The organism is Halorubrum sp. B53, assembly GCF_059752395.1.
On record NZ_MWTH01000015.1, the window covers coordinates 242961 to 260342 of the forward strand.

At 72.0% G+C, this 17382-nt stretch carries 15 protein-coding genes; 8 read left to right on the forward strand and 7 right to left on the reverse strand.

From position 1 onward, the window contains the following. Nucleotides 1-22: 22 nt before the first annotated feature. Complete coding sequence (locus B4V06_RS13745) at nucleotides 23-658, reverse strand: universal stress protein (RefSeq protein ID WP_255212502.1); 636 nt, start codon at nucleotides 656-658, stop codon at nucleotides 23-25. A gap of 431 nt (nucleotides 659-1089) precedes the next feature. Between B4V06_RS13745 and B4V06_RS13750 the strand changes: the two genes are divergently transcribed. The 4 genes from B4V06_RS13750 (at nucleotide 1090) to B4V06_RS13765 (ending at nucleotide 5435) form a co-directional block, all read left to right on the forward strand. Next, nucleotides 1090-2826 carry an L-lactate permease gene (locus tag B4V06_RS13750; protein WP_255212501.1) on the forward strand — a complete coding sequence of 579 codons (1737 nt, stop codon included), beginning with the start codon at nucleotides 1090-1092 and terminating at the stop codon, nucleotides 2824-2826. Nucleotide 2827: 1 nt separating this feature from the next. Further along, on the forward strand, nucleotides 2828-3010 hold the full coding sequence (locus B4V06_RS13755) for a hypothetical protein (RefSeq protein ID WP_123112568.1): 183 nt from the start codon (nucleotides 2828-2830) through the stop codon (nucleotides 3008-3010). Between the two features lie 180 nt (nucleotides 3011-3190). Further along, nucleotides 3191-4603: an OFA family MFS transporter gene (locus B4V06_RS13760; protein ID WP_123112569.1), complete on the forward strand. Its 1413-nt coding sequence runs from the start codon at nucleotides 3191-3193 to the stop codon at nucleotides 4601-4603. 52 nt (nucleotides 4604-4655) lie between these two features. Continuing rightward, nucleotides 4656-5435: a pirin family protein gene (locus tag B4V06_RS13765; protein WP_498170247.1), complete on the forward strand. Its 780-nt coding sequence runs from the start codon at nucleotides 4656-4658 to the stop codon at nucleotides 5433-5435. Nucleotides 5436-5519: 84 nt separating this feature from the next. On the opposite strand, the gene B4V06_RS13770 is transcribed toward B4V06_RS13765, so the two are convergent. From B4V06_RS13770 to B4V06_RS13780, 3 genes are all read right to left on the reverse strand, one after another. Then, entirely contained in the window at nucleotides 5520-6365 is an 846-nt protein-coding gene (locus tag B4V06_RS13770; protein ID WP_123112571.1) for a DUF7260 family protein, read from the reverse strand. A 107-nt stretch (nucleotides 6366-6472) separates the two neighbouring features. Beyond that, nucleotides 6473-6844 (reverse strand): hypothetical protein, encoded by a 372-nt coding sequence (locus tag B4V06_RS13775; protein ID WP_123112572.1) that lies wholly within the window; start codon nucleotides 6842-6844, stop codon nucleotides 6473-6475. A gap of 56 nt (nucleotides 6845-6900) precedes the next feature. Further along, a complete protein-coding gene (locus tag B4V06_RS13780) occupies nucleotides 6901-9360 on the reverse strand; it encodes a penicillin acylase family protein (protein ID WP_498170249.1) in 2460 nt (819 codons plus the stop codon). Nucleotides 9361-9471: 111 nt separating this feature from the next. Here B4V06_RS13780 and B4V06_RS13785 point away from each other — a divergent pair, with 111 nt between their 5' ends. Next, nucleotides 9472-10215 carry a competence/damage-inducible protein A gene (locus tag B4V06_RS13785; protein WP_123112574.1) on the forward strand — a complete coding sequence of 248 codons (744 nt, stop codon included), beginning with the start codon at nucleotides 9472-9474 and terminating at the stop codon, nucleotides 10213-10215. Nucleotides 10216-10273: 58 nt separating this feature from the next. Here the strand turns inward: B4V06_RS13785 and B4V06_RS13790 are convergent, their stop codons facing one another. The 3 genes from B4V06_RS13790 to B4V06_RS13800 form a co-directional block, all read right to left on the reverse strand. After that, nucleotides 10274-11341: a DUF4350 domain-containing protein gene (locus tag B4V06_RS13790; protein ID WP_498170250.1), complete on the reverse strand. Its 1068-nt coding sequence runs from the start codon at nucleotides 11339-11341 to the stop codon at nucleotides 10274-10276. After that, the gene (locus B4V06_RS13795) at nucleotides 11338-12321 is read right to left on the reverse strand and encodes a S49 family peptidase (RefSeq protein WP_498170252.1); all 984 of its coding nucleotides are present in this window, start codon (nucleotides 12319-12321) and stop codon (nucleotides 11338-11340) included. Before B4V06_RS13795 ends, B4V06_RS13790 begins: the two co-directional genes overlap by 4 nt. Nucleotides 12322-12471: 150 nt before the next feature. Next, entirely contained in the window at nucleotides 12472-13257 is a 786-nt protein-coding gene (locus tag B4V06_RS13800; RefSeq protein WP_123112577.1) for a TSUP family transporter, read from the reverse strand. 151 nt (nucleotides 13258-13408) lie between these two features. On the opposite strand from B4V06_RS13800, the gene B4V06_RS13805 reads away from it, so the two are divergent. The 3 genes from B4V06_RS13805 to B4V06_RS13815 all read left to right on the forward strand — a co-directional run bounded on the left by B4V06_RS13805 (nucleotide 13409) and on the right by B4V06_RS13815 (nucleotide 17368). Further along, the gene (locus B4V06_RS13805; RefSeq protein WP_498170253.1) at nucleotides 13409-13924 is read left to right on the forward strand and encodes a redoxin domain-containing protein; all 516 of its coding nucleotides are present in this window, start codon (nucleotides 13409-13411) and stop codon (nucleotides 13922-13924) included. Nucleotides 13925-14048: 124 nt separating this feature from the next. After that, on the forward strand, nucleotides 14049-15509 hold the full coding sequence (locus B4V06_RS13810) for a dihydrolipoyl dehydrogenase (protein WP_498170645.1): 1461 nt from the start codon (nucleotides 14049-14051) through the stop codon (nucleotides 15507-15509). Nucleotides 15510-15655: 146 nt separating this feature from the next. Further along, the gene (locus B4V06_RS13815) at nucleotides 15656-17368 is read left to right on the forward strand and encodes a hypothetical protein (RefSeq protein ID WP_123112580.1); all 1713 of its coding nucleotides are present in this window, start codon (nucleotides 15656-15658) and stop codon (nucleotides 17366-17368) included. Nucleotides 17369-17382: the final 14 nt, after the last annotated feature.

Sequence of the window (17382 nt, forward strand, 5' to 3'; positions counted from 1 at the left end):
GCGCGAGGAGGATTAAAAGAGCTCAGTCGTCGGCGCCGACGACCATCACCGGCGCGGAGGCGCCGCGCTGGACCCGAGTGGGGAGCGTCTCGGGGTGGACGAGCCGGTCGAGTCCGGTGCGGCGCGCGGAGCCGACCACGATCAGATCGGCGCCGTGGGCGTCGGCGAAGTCGAGCACCTCCTCGTGGGGGGTGCCGTACCGGAACCGCTTCTCCACGTCGACGCCGACGGCCTCGCCGCGGGCCGCGGCGTCCTCGACGAGCGCCTCGCCCGTCCGCTCGCGGCGCTCGACGACCATGTCCCAGTGTTCGCTGGTGTCGACGACGTACAGCGCGTCGACCGTCGCGCCGTGGGCGGCGGCGACGTCGAGCCCCGCGTCGACCGCGGCGCGGCCGGCCTCGTCGTCGCCGGTGACGACGAGCACGCGCTCGAAGACGGAGGGGCTCCGCGCCGACCCGGTCGAGCCGGGCGCGCTGCGCGTCGAATCGGTCGCGTCGTCGACCGCGTTCGGGACGGCGGTCTCCCCGGTGGCGGTCGGATCGGCGGTGCCGGCGGCGGCGACGTCGGTGGTCTCGATGTCGGCGGTGTTGGTGTCGGCGGACATGGTGGGTAGTGCCGGAATCGCCCGTTCTCGGACGCCGGTCGTGTTCGATACCACCTTCGAGCGGCCTCCTCTTAACAATTTTCGACAGTATAGACGATTATCATTATCTATCCGGTAGCGATCCGCGGATCGATCTGTGTTTCTAACGATCTATCCGGATTTTAGTACACGAATGGCCACGGAAGCGACACGCAGACCGCCACGAAAGCGACACGCTGAATCGGAACCGTGCTCGCGGGACTGAGTTCAGAATAGTTCTCGTTTGTTACGCGATCTGTATTTTAACTGGACGTATAATAGGTGTTTGCACATTTATTACTCGTCTCATGTCGACACACGTGTATTATGAGTATGTTTTTACTATTCTATCGGAATTCGATCGTGTCGTCAATATATGATGGAGAAACACGTCGTAGTGCGGGGGAGTACGGAGAGAAAGGCAACGGATGAAACTAAACGCGGCAGTCGGGCGTCCGAGAAACGGCGTGACGGGGGAGCTTTCCGGGGGGGAGGCCGTGCTGCCAGTTAACCCGATCTACGCGGGGCTGGCGGCGCTGCCGCTGCTGTTGCTGCTGTTCACGCTCGTGGTGTTGCGGTGGCGCGCCCACGAGGCGGCGTCGGTCGGGATGTTCTCGGCGGCCGCGGTCGCGCTGACCGCGTACGGGATGCCGGTCGAGGCGCTCTCGGTGGCGAGCGCGAAAGGGGTGTGGGACGCGGTGTTCGTCCTCTACGTGATCCTCCCGGCGCTGGTGTTCTACCACGTCATCGAGCGGGCGGACGGCTTCGAGGCGCTGCGCACCCGAATCAAGTCGTTCACCGACAACGAGCTGTTCTTAGTGCTCGCGTTCGGCTGGGTGTTCGTCTCGTTCATGCAGTCGATCTCCGGGTTCGGGACGCCGATCGTCGTCGTCGCGCCGCTGCTGCTCGCGCTCGGCGTGAAGCCGGTGTACTCGGTCGCGATCCCGCTGATCGGCCACGCGTGGGCGAACACCTTCGGCACGCTCGGGGTGGCGTGGCTGGCGCTGGTACAGGTGACGGAGATGCAGAGCGTCGCGGTCACGGCGCTCGCGCTCGCCGTCCTGCTGTGGATCCCGAACCTGATCGCCGGCTTCTCGATCGCCTGGATCTACGGCCGGACGGACGCGGTGCGGTACGCCGCCCCGATGATCCTGATCGTCTCGCTGATCCACGGCGGCGGCCAGCTCGCCGCGGTCACCGTCATCCCGCCGGAGTTCGCGAACTTCTTCGCGGCGACGGTGGGGCTGCTCGCGCTCGGGCCGCTCGCGATGTGGGACCGGTACGCGACCGCGACCGACGCGATCGGGGAGCGGCTCGTGATGACCGAGGACCTGAGTCCCGCCGCGGGCGCCGACGGCGACGGGACCGGGGCGGTCGCCGACGGCGGCGTGGCGACGCCCGCCGACGCGGCCGCTCCCGACGACGACCTGATGAGCCTCAAACTCGCGGCGTTACCGTTCGCCGTGCTCGCCGCGATCGCGTTCGTCACCGCGGTCGTGACCCCGCTCGGTAACGCGCTCGGGAGCCTCAAAGTCGGCCTGAGCTTCCCCGAGATCGCGACCGGGCTCGGCGTCGTGACCGAGGCGGCGGCGCCGTACTCGCCGTTCGCGCCGCTGTCGCACCCGGGGACGTTCCTGCTCGTCAGCGCGCTGGCCGCGTTCCTCGCGTACCGTCGCGGCGGCTACTACGAGATCGCCGCGTCGCGGGCCGACGGGGACCGCTCGGCGTTCACGCGGGCGGTCCTCGCGACCGCGGTCCCGGCGTCGATCGCGGTGATCTCCTTCCTCGTCATGGCGAAGCTGATGGACCACAGCGGGCAGGTGCTCGTCCTCGCGGAGGGGACCGCGAGCGTCGCGACGCCGAGCTCCTACGGGTTCCTCTCGCCGCTCATCGGCTCGCTCGGCGCGTTCATGACGTCGAGCAACACGGCGTCGAACATCCTGTTCGGCGGGCTCCAACAGCAGACGGCCGCCCAGCTCGGCGGGATCTCGGAGGCGCTGATCCTCGCCGGCCAGAGCGCCGGCGGCGCCATCGGGAACGCGATCTCGCCGGGCAACGTCATCCTGGGGACGACCGCGGCCGGCATCGTCGGCCGCGAGGGCGACGTGCTCCGGGTCACCATCCCGTGGGTCGCCGCCGTCGCCGCGCTCGTCGGGCTCGCCATCGTCCTGCTGAACGCCGCGGGGCTGCTGGGGGTGGCCTGAGATGGGCGTCCTCGACCGATTCACGCTGGCGTTCGTCCTGATGGCGCTCTCGCTTCCACTGATCAGCTACGGCGCGACCGCCGGGCTCGCGGCGCTCTGGGCGGTCGGCCTGGCGATGCTCGCCGCCGGGGGGCTGATCCCGCCGGCGGTGCGGTTCACCGCGGCGGACCCGGACGCGCTGTAGCTACCCTCTCCTCCCGTCGGGGTCGAGGAGGCAAGAACGACCCCAACGACGCGTTTTAATCGGCGAGTCCGAACAGTACCGGTACGGACGCGACCGCCGCGGCGGCTCCGTCCCCCGCGGCGCGGCCGGAGACACACGACATGACACCGAACACCACCACGCAGTCGACGGACGGCAACGATGGGTGACGGCGACGAGGGCTCCGGGACCGACGCCGAGACCGGGAGGAGCGCCGCCGGCGACGGCTCCGAGTCGGACCCCGTCGGCGACGGAGACGTCGACCTCGACGAGGCCGACGGCGGCGTCGATTACGCCGGTCGGGCGTCGTCGATCCTCGGGTTCTCCCGGTGGTGGCAGATCGTCGCCGCCGCGGGGATGATGGCCGCGGTCAGCCCCTACCAGTACGTCTGGTCGTCTATCGAGCAGCCGCTCGCTCAGGGGCTCGACATCGCGCTGCCGGCGCTCGGCGCGGTGTTCTCGTTTTACGTCGTCTTCCAGTCGCTCTCGCAGTTCCCCGCCGGCAAGTGGCGCGACAGCCGCGGTCCGGGCGCGCTCACCTTCGTCGCGGCGCTTTTGGCCGGGGGCGGGTACATCGGGCTGGCGTACGCGACGGCCGTCTGGCAGCTCTACCTGCTGTACTCGCTCGGCGCGATCGGCGTGGGGATCGTGTACACGGTCGCGGTGAACACAGCGGTCAAGTGGTTCCCCGACCGGACGGGGCTCACGACCGGCATCGGGACGATGGCGTTCGCGGGCGGGAGCGCCCTCGTGGTGCCGTACGTGCGGGCGAACGCGACCGTGTCGGCGTACAGCGACGTGCTCCGGAACGTCGGCCTCGCCATCCTCGTCGTCACGCTCGTCGGCGCGTTCCTCCTGCGGGACCCCCCGGAGGACTGGCTCGGGTTGGAGGACGGAGACGACCGGGGAGGCGGGAACGGGAGCGACGACGGCCTCGCGGCCTCGCTCCGCGGGCGGGCGTACACGACCCGCGAGATGCTGTCGACCTGGCAGTTCTGGCTGCTGTACGCGATGTTCGTCGCGATGGCCGGCGCCGACCTGATCGTCATCGCCAACGTCGTGCGGTTCGCCGAGCAGTTCGGATTGGCGGCGGTCGTCGCGACCGCGGCGGCGACCCTGCTGCCCGTCGCCGCCGGCGTCTCGCGGATGATCCTCGGGGAGGCATCGGACCGCTTCGACCGGAAGAAGGTGATGGCGGCCTCGTTCGTGCTCGCCGGGGTGTTCCGGCTCGCGCTGATCGCCGCCGGGCGCGCCGAGGCCGGGATCGCCTTCGTGGGGCTGGTGATGGCGGCGATGTTCTTCTCCTCGCCGCTGTTCGTCTACTTCCCGTCGGTGATCGCCGACTACTACGGCGCCAAGAACTCCTCCGGCAACTACGCCGTCCTCTACACAGCGAAGGTCGGCGGCGGCGTCTTCGCGGGGACGGTCACCGGATACCTCGTCGCGTCGTTCGGCTGGGTCCCGACGTTCGCGCTCGGGGGCGGCCTCGCGATCGCCGCCGGGCTGGCGGCGCTCGTCCTCCGCCCGCCGAGCGGCTCCGGGATGGAGACCGAGACGCCGGCGCCGGCAGACTAACCGGACCGCCGACACCCCTCGCCTTTTGTCCGAGCCCGCCGTACGGAGGCTAATGGAACACGCGACCGAGTCCGAGCCCGACCTCCACAAGGCCCCGGTGACGACCGCCTCCCGGGACCAGGGCGCGTTCAGGACGAACTTCAACTTCCCCGGCCGGAACCGGCCGGACCACGAGGACCACGGGTACGGCCCGCTGTCGACCGTCGTCGAGTCGTTCATGGACCCCGGGACGCTGATCCCGATGCATCAGCACCGCGACGAGGAGATCGTCTCGTGGGTGCCGGCGGGCGTCATGCGCCACGACGACGGCGAGGGCAACCGGCTCGTCACCGACGCCGACCACCTCATGGTCATGAACGCCGGCGGCGGGTTCCGGCACTCCGAGGAGACGCTCGCCGACGACCCGCCGCTCCGGATGCTCCAGATCTTCGTCCGGCCGCACGACCTCGACCTCGAACCGGGGATCCAACACGAGCCCCTGCCGGATCCGGTCGCGAACGAGTGGCGGCACCTGTTCGCGCCGGCCGCGACGGACCACCCGCTGACCGTCCGCAACGCCGTCCACTGCTACGACCTCCGACTCGACGCGGGCGAGGGAGTCGCGCTTCCGGGGGACGGCGAGTCGACGGGCGACACCGACGGCTGGGACGTCTACTTCTACGTGTTCGAGGGCGCGGTCGAGGCCGCGGGGCAGACGTTCGACCGCGCCGAGAGCGGGCTCTGGACCGGCGGCCCGGCGCCGACGCTGACCGCGACCGAGGACGCGGTCGTCGTCGCCTTCCGACTCGATCCCGAGGCGCCGATCACGCGACAGGGCACGATCGGGCGGTAGCGAGCGATCGGGCCAGGAGACGCGATCGGGCCAAGAGACGCGATCTAGCGAGAGGTGACCGCTCGTCGGGTTCGAGAGTCGTCCTCATCCCGATCGCGCCATCGCGCGCTCGATCCGCCGCCTGAGGTCGTCGAGCCGGTCCCCGACCGACCCGACCGCCGCGAGGACGGGGTACGTCGCGGAGGTCCCCTGATAGAGGTACGCCGGGAGGTCGGGAGCGTCGTCGTCGAGCCGGAGCTCGCGCTCGTGTTCCGCCAGCACGCGCTGTCGGCGCGCGGCGATCCGGTCGCAGTCCTCGACGAGGACGCCGGCGCGAGCCCGACACGCGTCGAGCGCGCCGAACCCCCCTTCCGGGACCGCCGCGTCGAGCGACACGATTTCGCGGCGGACCGCCGCGAGACGGGAGCCGGCGCGGTCGAGCGAGTCCGACTCGACTCGGATCCGCTTTAGAAGCCGCTCGCGCTCCTCGATCGCGGCGTCGACGGCGTCGAACAGGGCGGACTCGTACCCGGCGTGGTACCCCGCGGTCCGCGTGAGCGCGTACGCCAGTTCGGGCCCGAACTCCGCGGCGAGACTGCGCTCGTAGGTGTCGTCGTACTCCGCCTCGTAGTGGGGCACCGACATCACGGTCTCGGCGTACGCGTCCCTGACGGCAGCGAGCCCCGACCCCGGCGGCGCCGCGGGCCCACGGACTCCCGCGTCGGTTGCGGGGCCGGAACCGCCCGCGGGACTCGAGAAGTCGGCCGAGCCCGCCGACGCGGGCGACCCGCCGGACGAGACCGTCGCCGTCGGGACGGAGTCGAGCCGGCCGCGGAACGCCCGGAACGCCTCGCGCCCGTCGACGGTGCGGCGCCGCTCGACCCGGAGCGCCTCCCGCGCGTCGTCGATGACCGCACGGGAGTCGTCCGGGTCGTCGGTAGTCGTTGCCATGTCTCACCCCTGTCGAGAGCCCCTCGTAAACGCTTATATGAGTGGTACCAATCCCCCGAGAGCGGTCCCGAGCCCTCAATAGCGCTCCCGAGACGGCGAGCGGGGTCTTAAATAACCCACCTCGCCAGCGACCCGAGCAGGGGGAGGCCGAGCGCGGCGGCGACCGCGACGTAGATCACGGGCCGCATCCCGGGGAGGACGCCGGCCGCCGGCCCGAGCGAGACCGCGAACGCGACGAGCGCGAGAACGCCGACGCCGAGCGCGTACGCGACGCCTCGGCGAGCGGTCGGCGCGACGAGCGAGGCCGCCGCGCCGGCCGCGACGAGGCCGAGCCAGTGGACCGACGCCAGCGCGAGCCCGACCGCGACGGCGACCGCGAGAGCGACGAGGCGGCGGCGGGGTTCGCGCCGGACCCGGGTGAGCGCGGTCGACGGAGCGGGCGCAGAGGACGGGGAGGACGCGGCGGGCGAGGAGGACACGGCGGGCGGAGAGGATGCGGAGGACGACGCGGAACCTTCCCCGTCGCCGTCGTCGCTCACGACGACTCACCCCGGAAACTGACGGTCTCGCCGTCGGCGGCGTCGTCGACCTCGGGGTCGAGCGCCATCGGCTTCTGGTCGTTCGCCAGCCAGTCGCGGAGCTGGTCGTCGTAGTGCTCGGAGAAGTAGTCGCCCGAGTTGCCGCCGGGGATCACCGCCGTGGCGTCCTCGCCGGGCCGGACCACCATCCGCCAGCTCGACCCGACCGCGTCGTCGACCCGGAAGTTCATCACGGTCGCCGGGGAGCCGTCCGCGGGGAGCGCCGGGTAGTTCAGGAAGGGCGCCTCGCCGCCGAGCGGGTGAGCGATCGCGGCCGTCGAGTTCCGGTCGCCGTACGTCTCCCACCCCGACTCGTCGATCTCGTCGAGGGCGCCCTCCAGCGCCGCGACCATCGCCGCGGCCCGCGAGCGATCGGCGAACAGGGGGTCGTCGGCCGGCAGCGTCGCGAGCACCCAGTCGTTCGGGTAGTACGCCTCGCCGAGGTCGACCGCCTCGAAGGCAGGCGCGAAGACCAGCCGCCGGAAGCGGTCGACCCACCGGTCGAAGATCAGCGCGCCGCGGGAGTCGGCGGCCATTCGGCGGTCCCACGCGTCGAGCGCCGCGGCCGCGTCCCGCACGCGCTCGGCGGTCTCCGGCGCGTCGCCGTCCGTCCGATCTTCCACCGCCGCCACGAGGTCCGGCACGAGCTGGACCGCCCGCCCGTCGCGCACGTCGCGCTGGAGCTCGCGGTGGAAATCGGGGTCGACCGGCTCGTCGCCGGCCACCGCGGCGTCGAGGCGCTCGGCGATGCGCGCGCCGCGGTAGGGGGTCGCGTAGTCGACGCCGACGTAGTGGGTCGGGTCGTCGGTCACGCGCTGGTTGGCCGTCGAGAGCACGTCGGGGTCGATCGCGTGCGGCTTCTCCTCGAAGGGGACGAATCCCGCCCACGAGGACCGGCCGAACGGCTCGAACCCCTCCCACTCCCCCTCGCCGGCGGAGCCGTCGAACACCCGGTCGCCCGCGACCGCCTCGCCCTCGATCCGCCGGATCGGGAGCTGTCCCGTCGCGTAGTACATCGTGCGGCCGTCGGCGTCGGCGTACACGAGGTTCTGCGTCGGCAGGTCGAACTTCCGGGTCGCCGCCAGCGCGTCCTCGAACCCGTCGGCGCGGCCCAACTCGTCGATGGCGAGCGTCGTGCGCGTCGCGGTGTGGCCGGTCCACGTGACGCCGACGTGGCGTCCCTCGCGCTCGATGAACGGGCCGTGGACCGTGCGCTTGGTCTCCAGCGTCCGGTCCTCGCCGTCGGCGACGGGGATCTCCCGCGTCTCGGTCTCGAACTCGCGCCACTCCCCCTCGTAGCGGTAGCGCTCGCCCGACTCGTCGACCTCGTAGCGGTAGCAGTCGAGCACGTCGGCGCCGACGTTGGTGAACGACCAGGTCGCGCGGTCGCTCGCGCCGGCGATGACGAAGGGGACGCCGGGGAACGTCGCGCCCCGGACGGAGCGCTCGGGCGTCTCGACGCGCTGCTCGTACCACAGCGGCGGCGCCATCAGCGAGAGGTGCGGGTCGTACGCCACCGTCGGCGTCCCGCTCGCCGTGTACTCGCCGGCGACGACCCAGCTGTTCGACCCCACGCCCGTCGGCGACTCGAACCCGGAGAGCCAGTCGGTCAGCTCGGGGGCGATCGGGTCCGGACGGTCCGCGGCGGTGACGCGGTCGCCCCAACGGGCCCGCCGACTGTACGTGCCGAGCCGCTCCTCGTCGCCGCCCAGCCGCGTCTCGTCGCCGTCGAGGATCGGGACGTCGTGGTCCAGCCGCCGGGGGAACAGCTCCGCGGCGCGGTCCGCGCCGAGCCGGTCCGTAACCAGCGCCCGGCGGAGCCCGGCGAAGCTCCCCGTGAGCGTCCACGAGATCTGCTTCTCCATCAGCAGCGTGTCGACGGGGGTCCACGGCGCCGGCTCGTAGCCGAGCAGCTCGAACTCGATCGGCAGCGTCTCGGCCTCCATCGCGGCGTTGACGCCCTCCGCGTACGCCTCGACGAGGGGGCCGGTCTCCGTCTCGCTCACGAGTTCCCACGTCGCCTCGGCGGCCGCGGAAAAGCCCATCGCGACGTTGAACTCGTCGCTCTCGACGGTCGCCTCGCCGACGACCTCTGAGAGCCGCCCGCGCATGACCCGCCGCTGGAGGTCCATCGGGAACAGGCGGTGGAACGCCTGCAGGTAGCCGACCGCGAAGTACGCCGCGGCCTCGTCGTCGGCCTCGACGTGGGGGACCCCGTGGCCGTCGATCCGGACGGTCGCGTCGCCGTGGGGGCTCTCGACGGTCTCCGGGGGCGACCGGTCCGCGGCGGCCCACGCGTCGCCGGAGAGCGGCGCGAACGAGTCGAGGAGGGCGGCGGCCTCGGAGCGCGCCAGCCCGGCGGTGCCGGCCGCGAGCGCCGCGGCGAGGACGGCCCGGCGCGTGGTGTCGTTCGTCACCTTGTGACAGAGCCGCGGGTCCCCTATGATTTTTCGGGTCGATCACGGCGTCGCTCGGGTCAGGTCCGCGGCGGGAAACGTACATCCGTCGGCCGGTCTAAAGGGCGTCCGATGGAAGTCGCGCTGGTCACGGTCGGCGACGAACTGCTCTCGGGCGACACGGTGAACACGAACGCCAACTGGCTCGCCGACGAGCTGAGCGACCGCGGCGTCGCCGTGCCGCGGATCCTCTCGGTGCCCGACGACCGGACGGCGATCGCCGATCACGTGCGCGAGTACGCGGAGACCTTCGACGCCGTGATCGTCACCGGGGGGATCGGCAGCACCCCGGACGACGTGACGATGGAGGCGGTCGCGGACGCGTTCGACCGCGAGATGGCCGTCACCGACCTCACGCGCGAGTCGGTCGAGCGCCGGCTGGCCGCGATCCGCGAGCGCGTCCCCGACCGCGAGTTCGACATCGACGTGGAGGCGGAGGCGGCGATCCCCGAGGGGAGCCGTCCGCTCATGACCGAGGCTGGGCTCGCCCCCGGCTGCGAGATCGAGGACGTCTACGTGCTGCCCGGCATCCCGGACGAGCTGAAGGCGACCTTCGCGACTATCGCCGACGAGTTCGCCGGCGACCGGCGCTCGCGGTTCCTCTACACGGTGGAGCCCGAGTCGAACATCGTCCCCGCCCTCGAGGAGGCGATGGAGCGGTTCGACGTCGTCGTCGGCTGTTACCCCGACCGCGAGGCCGACCACAACCGACTGAAGGTGACCGCGACCGACGACGGCGCGCTCGATGACGCCGCGGCGTGGCTGCTGGCGAACGTGAACGCGAGCCAGACGCCGGTGCGACGCAACTGGGACTGATAAAAAGCGACGCGGGGGCGATGAGACCGATCGACGTCGCCGGCGAGGGAGACGCGGCTCAGCCGGCCGTCTCGTTCCCCGAGGGCTGTCGCGGCTCGGAGGGCTGTCCGGGCTCGGTGGGTCCAGTCGGGCCGGTCGGCGACTGCTGACCGCCCGGTCCCGGCGGCGTCCGGTCGTTCGTCACGAGGAAGTCGGCGAGGTTCCCGATCAGCGCGTCGTTGTCGGCGCGCGCGGCGTTCTCTGGCGAGAGGAAGTCGCTGTCGCCCACCATCACCACGCCGTCGGTCCGAACGAGCAGCGGCGCCTCGGTCGACGCGCGGGTCGTCGACAGCTCGCTCCCTTCGACGGGACGGAGCACGTCGCTGCCGGCGATCGTCGTCCCGACCGGCGTCGCCGACGGCAGGACGGCGCGGTCGACGCCCTCGGTCAGCGCGGCGTCGGATTCCTCGGTCGGCTCCGCGTAGACGCGCTGGTAGTTCAGGTCGTTCTCCTCCATGTTGTACACGTAGCCGGGCTCCGTGGTGACGTCGAGCGTCGCGTCGAGCCCGACCGCCCCGGGCTGATCGAACGCCGCGTCGGGCTCAGTCGCCACGACCACGTGGCCGCCCGACTCGACGAACGACTCGATCTCGTCGAGCTCGGCCTCGTCGTAGTCGGTCCGGAACGTCACGAACGCGTCCGCCTCGGCGAGCCGCTCGCCGAGCTGGGTCGGCCCCTGCTCGGCGCCGGGAGGCACCGCCCGACGCTGCCGCTCCGGGTCCGGCACGTAGACGCCGACGTCGTGGCCGTTCTCGATGAGGGCGTTCGCCAGCGGCCGGACGTCGCGGTCGGCGACCTCCGGGCCGCCGAAGCCGAGCAGGGCGAGCGGGCTCACCGGAACGGCGCCGGTCGGTTCGACGCCGGGGTCGACGAGCACCGTCTGCGACCGCGCCGCGGACTCCATCTCGACGTCCATCCGGCCCGGCGTGTCGTTCGCGACCGCGTCGCCGTCGACGTAGTGCTCGTTCTGGATCTCGGGCGCGGGGGCGGCGCCGTCGGCGGTCACGAAGCCCGTGAGCGCCGCGCCGCCGGTGATCGTCGCCAGCGTTACGACGAAGGCGGCAGCCAGCGTCCGGAGGTCGCTCACGCGCCGACACCTCCGGTGAGCCGCGCCGTCTCGTTGCCAGTCGCACCCGTGCCGGCCGCCGCCCCGCCGCGGTCGAGGTCGCTCTCGGAGAAGCGCTCGACCGTATCGACGTGCGGGACGGCTTCCAGGTGGACGTAGGTGAGCCCCATCGGCTTCACCTCTCCGTAACCGGGGTCGTTCGCGTAGACGGCGACGACCTGCGTATCGGTGCGGAGCAGGAACGGGAAGCGGGTGTCCGGCCCGGTCTCCCGGGTGTCGACCTCGTACTCGCCGAGGTTCTCCGCGGTCGCGGCGGCGTGGATCGCCTCGTTGAGCGAGCCGATCTCGTCGGCGTAGCCGTTCTGCACCGCCTCGGTGCCGAGGTACACGTCGGCCTGCGCGACCTCCTCGCGCGGCATCTGGAACTCGTCGCCGCGCTCCGCCATCATCGCGTCGACGAAGGTGTCCGCGAGGGTCTGCTGTTCGGCCCACGCCTGGATCTCGTTGCCGCCGGCCTTGTCCGGGCCGCTGGGACCCTGCACCGGGGCGGTGTTCCGCGGCGCGGGCGCGTTCAGGCCGATGCTGCCGACCGTCGAGGTCGGGAGCACGTAGATCTCGTCCGCGGGCGCCATGGCGTAGTAGCCGCCGGAGGCGCTCATCGACTGCACGCTGGCGATCACGGTCATCTGTTCGCTCGTCCGCTGGACCGCCTTGTACATCCGCTCGGAGGCGACTGGCGCGCCGCCCGGCGTGTCCAGCTTGAGGACCACCGCGCCGACGGAGTCGTTGGCGCGGATGTCCGCGAGCTCGCTCTCGACGTCGTCCGCGAGGGCCGAAGTGACGGGACCTTCGATCTCGACGACGGCGACGGTATCGTCCGGGTCGTTGGTCGCCGCGTACACGCTGGGCGCGAGCACGGCGCCGACCACCGCCGCGGCCACCACGACGACGGCGAGCTGCTGCCGCGACGTGAGGGCCGTGGAGGGCTGTTTGGTTGACATGACCGGGTAGATCCAGCGGCAATCAATTGATAAAAATTACGGAAACGAACGCTGCGAAACCGGCACAAGGCGGCAACCCTTACTTAAACGAGTCGGGGCCGTGATCATCCTGCCACGCGAAGGCGTAGCGATGTCGGGTCGCCACCCGCCTCAGAGGGCGCCCGCGCCGCCGAGCACCAGTCGGACGCCGATGACCGTCAGCAGGCCGAGGACGACGCCTCGACGCAGCCGTTCGCTCACGCGACCGCGGAGCCGCTTCCCGACCTCGACCCCGGCGACCGCGGGGACCGCGGCCGCCGCCGACGCGAGGGCGAACCCCGCGTCGGGATAGAGGCCGAGCGCGCCGGCGGCGCCGACGCGCAGGCCGTTGATGCCGACGAACACCAGCGCCACGACGCCCACGAACACCCCGTGCGAGAGGTCGAAGCTCCGGACGAACGCGACGAGCTGGACGCCGACGTTGGTCGCGCCGAAGAGGACGCCGGAGACGGCGCCGACGGCGGCCATGACGAGCGGCCTCCCGGCCAGGTCGCGGTCGGTCCCGATCGACGGCGTCGGCAGCGGGAGGGCGCGCTGGGCGGTCGCCGCGAAGCCGAGCGAGACGAGCCCGAGCAGGACGCGCAGCGGCCCCTCGGGGAGCCGGTCGAGCAGGGCCATCCCCGCGATCGTGCCGACGAGCGCGGCGACGAGCAGCGGCGCGAACCGGCTCCCGCACGTGCGGAGCTCCTCGCGGGTGAGGTCGCCGACGAGCGCGACGTTCACGGCGAACATCGGGAGGATCATGAACGCGACGGCGGTCGCGGGGTCGAGCGTCGACGCGAGCACCATCGTTCCGACGACGGCGAAGCCGAACCCCGCCACCCCGTTGACGGCGCCCGCGACCGCGACGACGAGGACGATCGTCGCCGCCAGTTCGGCCGAGAGCGCGAGGGTCATACGGCCGGGAGGCGGCGAGCGTTGATAAATGACTGTTGGGTGTGCGGCGCGAGGGCACGCTCGCCGGTCCCAGCAGAAGCGCTTTCGAATGTGTGTGTCTATCTCGCACGATCGGCCGAGACTCATCCCGCTCCGCCACCGCTATTTAAATATGCTTCAACCCGGGCAACAGGCGCCGACGTTCGAGCTCCCCGGCGCGGGGGGCGGGCGGATAGACGCGCACGGACTGACGGAGTACGCAGACAACGGGTGGGCGGTCGTGGTGGTGTTCTACCCGTTCGACTTCCACCCGGTGTGTACCTCGCAGATGTGCACGCTGCGGGACAGCGAGGCGCTGTCGCTGCTGGAGGACACCGTCGTCCTCGGGATCTCGACGGACGGCGTCTACAGCCACCGCGCGTTCGCGGAGAAACACCGGATCGACTTCCCGCTGCTCTCCGACAGCGACGGGCGCGTCGCCGAGGCGTACGGCGTGCGCGCCGACGAGCTGGACGACCACCGCGGCGTCGCGCGGTCGGCGATGTTCGTGGTCGACCCCGACCGAACGGTGCAGTACGCCTGGCGGAGCGAGGAGACCGCCGACGAACCCGACCTCGAGGCCGTCGAGCACGCCGCGCAGTGTCACGGCGACGAGTGCGAACTCCCGGACGGGAAATCGTATTTATAAACCCCGCACGGTCCCCCGCCGGCCGTTACCGGCCGATAACCCGTCTCGGTTCGCTGCCGCGATCGTGTGCGGCTCGCGCCACGGCGGACGGGCCTTGATGACCGTGGCCCTCGTCGGCCGACCCATGCAGGAGTTCGACTTCCTCGTGATCGGGTCCGGGTCAGGGTTGGACGTGGCGAACGCGATGGCCGGCCGCGGCAACTCGGTGGCGGTCGTCGAGGAGGGGCGGCTCGGCGGGACCTGTCTCAACCGCGGCTGCATCCCCTCGAAACAGCTCCTCTACCACGCCGACGTGATGGAGACGATCGAAGGCGCCGGCGCGTTCGAGATCGACACCGAGGTGCGCGACGTCGACTTCGCGGAGATCGTCCGGAAAGTGAACGAGGACGTCGCCGGGAGCTCCGAGTCGATCCGGCGGGGCCTCACCTCCTCGGACGCCCACGACCTGTTCTCGGGGACCGGGCGGTTCGTCGACGACCGGACGGTGGAGATCTTCGACGGCGACGACGCGGGCGCGACGCTCCGCGCCGACACGGTGCTCGTCGCCACCGGCAGCCGTCCCTCGATCCCCCCGATCGACGGGATCGAGGACGTCGACTACCTCACGAGCACGGAGGCCCTCAGACTGGAGACGGCGCCGGACCGCCTCGTGATCGTCGGCGGCGGGTACATCGCAGCCGAGCTCGGCCACTTCTTCGGGACGTTCGGCAGCGACGTGACGATCGTCGGCCGCCGCGAGCACCTCCTCCCGGAGGCGGACGCGGAGGTCGGCGAGGCGTTCACCGACCGCTACGCCGACCGGTTCGACGTGTACACGGGTTACGAGGCTGTCGCCGCCGACGCGGCCGACGGCGAGGTGACCGTCGAGGCCCGCCCGTACCCCGAGGCCGACTCGGTCCGCGCGAGCGGGGAGATGGTCGGCGCGCCCGACGAGGCGGAGTCCGTGACCGTCTCGGGCGACGAACTGCTCGTCGCCGCGGGGCGCCGCCCGAACACGGACATGCTCGACCTCGACGCGACCGGCGTGGAGACCGACGAGCGGGGGTTCGTCGAGACCGACGAGTACCTCCGGACGGACGCCGAAGGGGTGTGGGCGCTCGGCGACGCGGTCGGCGAGTACCTGCTCAAACACAGCGCGAACCACGAGGCGAAGGCCGTGGTCCGGAACCTGCTGGGTGACGAGCCGGAACCCGTCGACTACTCGGCGATGCCGTTCGCCGTCTTCGCGTCGCCCGAGGTCGCGGGCGTCGGGGCGCGCGAGCAGGACCTCCGCGAGGCTAATGTCGAGTACGCCACCAACACATACGCGTACGACGAGACGGCCCGCGGGAGCGCGATGCACGCCGACGGCTTCGTGAAGGTCCTCATCGACCTCGACGGCGAGATCCTCGGCTGTCACATCGTCGGCCCGGAGGCGTCGAACCTGATCGAGGAGGTCGTCGTCGCGATGACGGCGGGGTCGGGGACGGTGGCGGACATCCGCGACGCGGTCCACATCCACCCCGCGCTCTCCGAGGTCGTCGACCGGGCCTTCTCGGGGCAGTTCTCGCGTGGCGGCGGACACGACCACCAGCACGGACACTGAGCGGTCGCCGCGCCCGGCGGGCGTCGCCACGCTCCCGCTCGGGCACCACGCCCGACCGGCGTCGCCGAACGCTCCCTCGGGTCGCCGCGAGAGCGCCCCGAAGGCGAGCGTTTACGTCGGTCCGTCCCAACCTCGAACCAACACACATGGTATCCAGCGACACGCGCTCGGTCGGCGAGCTCGAACGGCGCGTCGAGGCGTTCGACGCGGCGGCGCCGGGCGAGATGGAGGCGGACGACCGCGCACGCCTGACCGACGCGCTCGTCGCGCTCGCCGACGCGTACGGCGACCGCGGTGAGTTCGACGCCGAGGCCGAGATGATCGCGCGGCTGGACCGGCTGCGCCGCGCCGGGGACGACGGCGGCGACGTCGACGTCCACCTCGCGAACGCCCTCGCGAACGCGACGAGCGTGCGGGACCGCGACGACGTCTACGAGACCGCGATCGACCCCGACCGGATCGAGGAGTACCGGGAGCGGATCGAGGAGCTGTACGGTCGCCGCCCGGAGCCGGCGATCGCGGCGCCGCTGGCCCGGGCGACGGCCGAGACGATCCACGCGAACGGGAAGGCCGGTCGCCGCGACCGGATCGGACCGCTCCTGGACCGGCTCGAAGCGGTGTACGACGCCCACTCCGAGCCGGACGTCGCCGCCTCGCTGCTGCGGGCCTATGCCCACGCGGAGCTTTACCTCGACGCGGACCTCGAAGGCGGCGACGCCGCCGACGTGACCCTCGGAAGCGACGAGTCGGACCCCGAAACCGTCCCGGCCGAGCGCGACGCCCGAGGCGACCGCGTCGCCCGCGCCGAGGAGCTGTTCCGGGCCCACCCCGACGGGGAGGTCGCCGCGGGGCTGGCCGGGGTCCTCGCCGGGCGCACGAACGCCGACGCCGAGCGGACGGACGTGGAGGCGATCGAGGAGCGGATCGGCCGGATCGAGGCGCTCGCGGACCGATACCCGGCACAGGAGGAGTCGATCGTCCGTTGGCTCCCGGTCGCGACGGCGAACGCCGCGCGCGCCGGCTTCGAGGCGGCGGACGTCGCCCGAGTCGAACACTGGGCCGGCGAGACCGTCGACCGCCACGAGCGGCTCTCGACCCCGTCGAGCGCGACGTGGGCGGCGGTGGCGACGTTCTTCTCCGCGCGGGCGTCCTTCTTCGACGGCGACGTGGAGGCGGGCGAGGCGAAGCTCGAACGCCTCGAGGCGCTCGAACGGGGGTACGACAACCCTGTGTTCGAACACTGGCTCGGCCGGGCGATGTTCGACGCCGCCCGGAGCTACGTGGAGACGGATCGCCCGGATCGCGCGCGGGCCATGGTCGAGGACCTCGCCGAGTTCGCGGTCGGCCACGAGGACCGCGAGGAGATCGAGGCGGGGCTGGAGGCGCTCCGCTCGCACGCGCCGCACCTGTTCGACGAGTCCGGCGGATCGGTGGACGAGCCCGGTGATTCGGCGGAGGGAGCGGGCGACTCGATCGACGTTGCCACCGGGCGGACCGACCCCTCGGGCGCCGCGGACGGAACGCCGCCGACGGCGACCGCGGACGCCGCCGGGTCCGCCGTCGGCGATCCGGCCGAGCACTCGAGCCCGGAGGGCCTCGACGCGCCGGAGGCCGCCGGCTCGACGGCTACGGAAGAGCGGGACGCGGCCGGCGACGACGCCGACGCGGACCTCCCCGGCTGCGGGAACTGCGGCGAGGACGGCTGCGGGAACTGCGGGAGCGGCGACGACCTGAAGCCCCCGGCGTCCGGGCCGGTGCTCGCCGCCGCCGGGGCGGCCGTCGTCCTCGTCGGCCTCTCGGTCGCGTACACGCTCTACCGGGCCCAGCGCGCCCTCCGGAACGCGATCGGACAGTCGTGACGCGGGCGAAGACG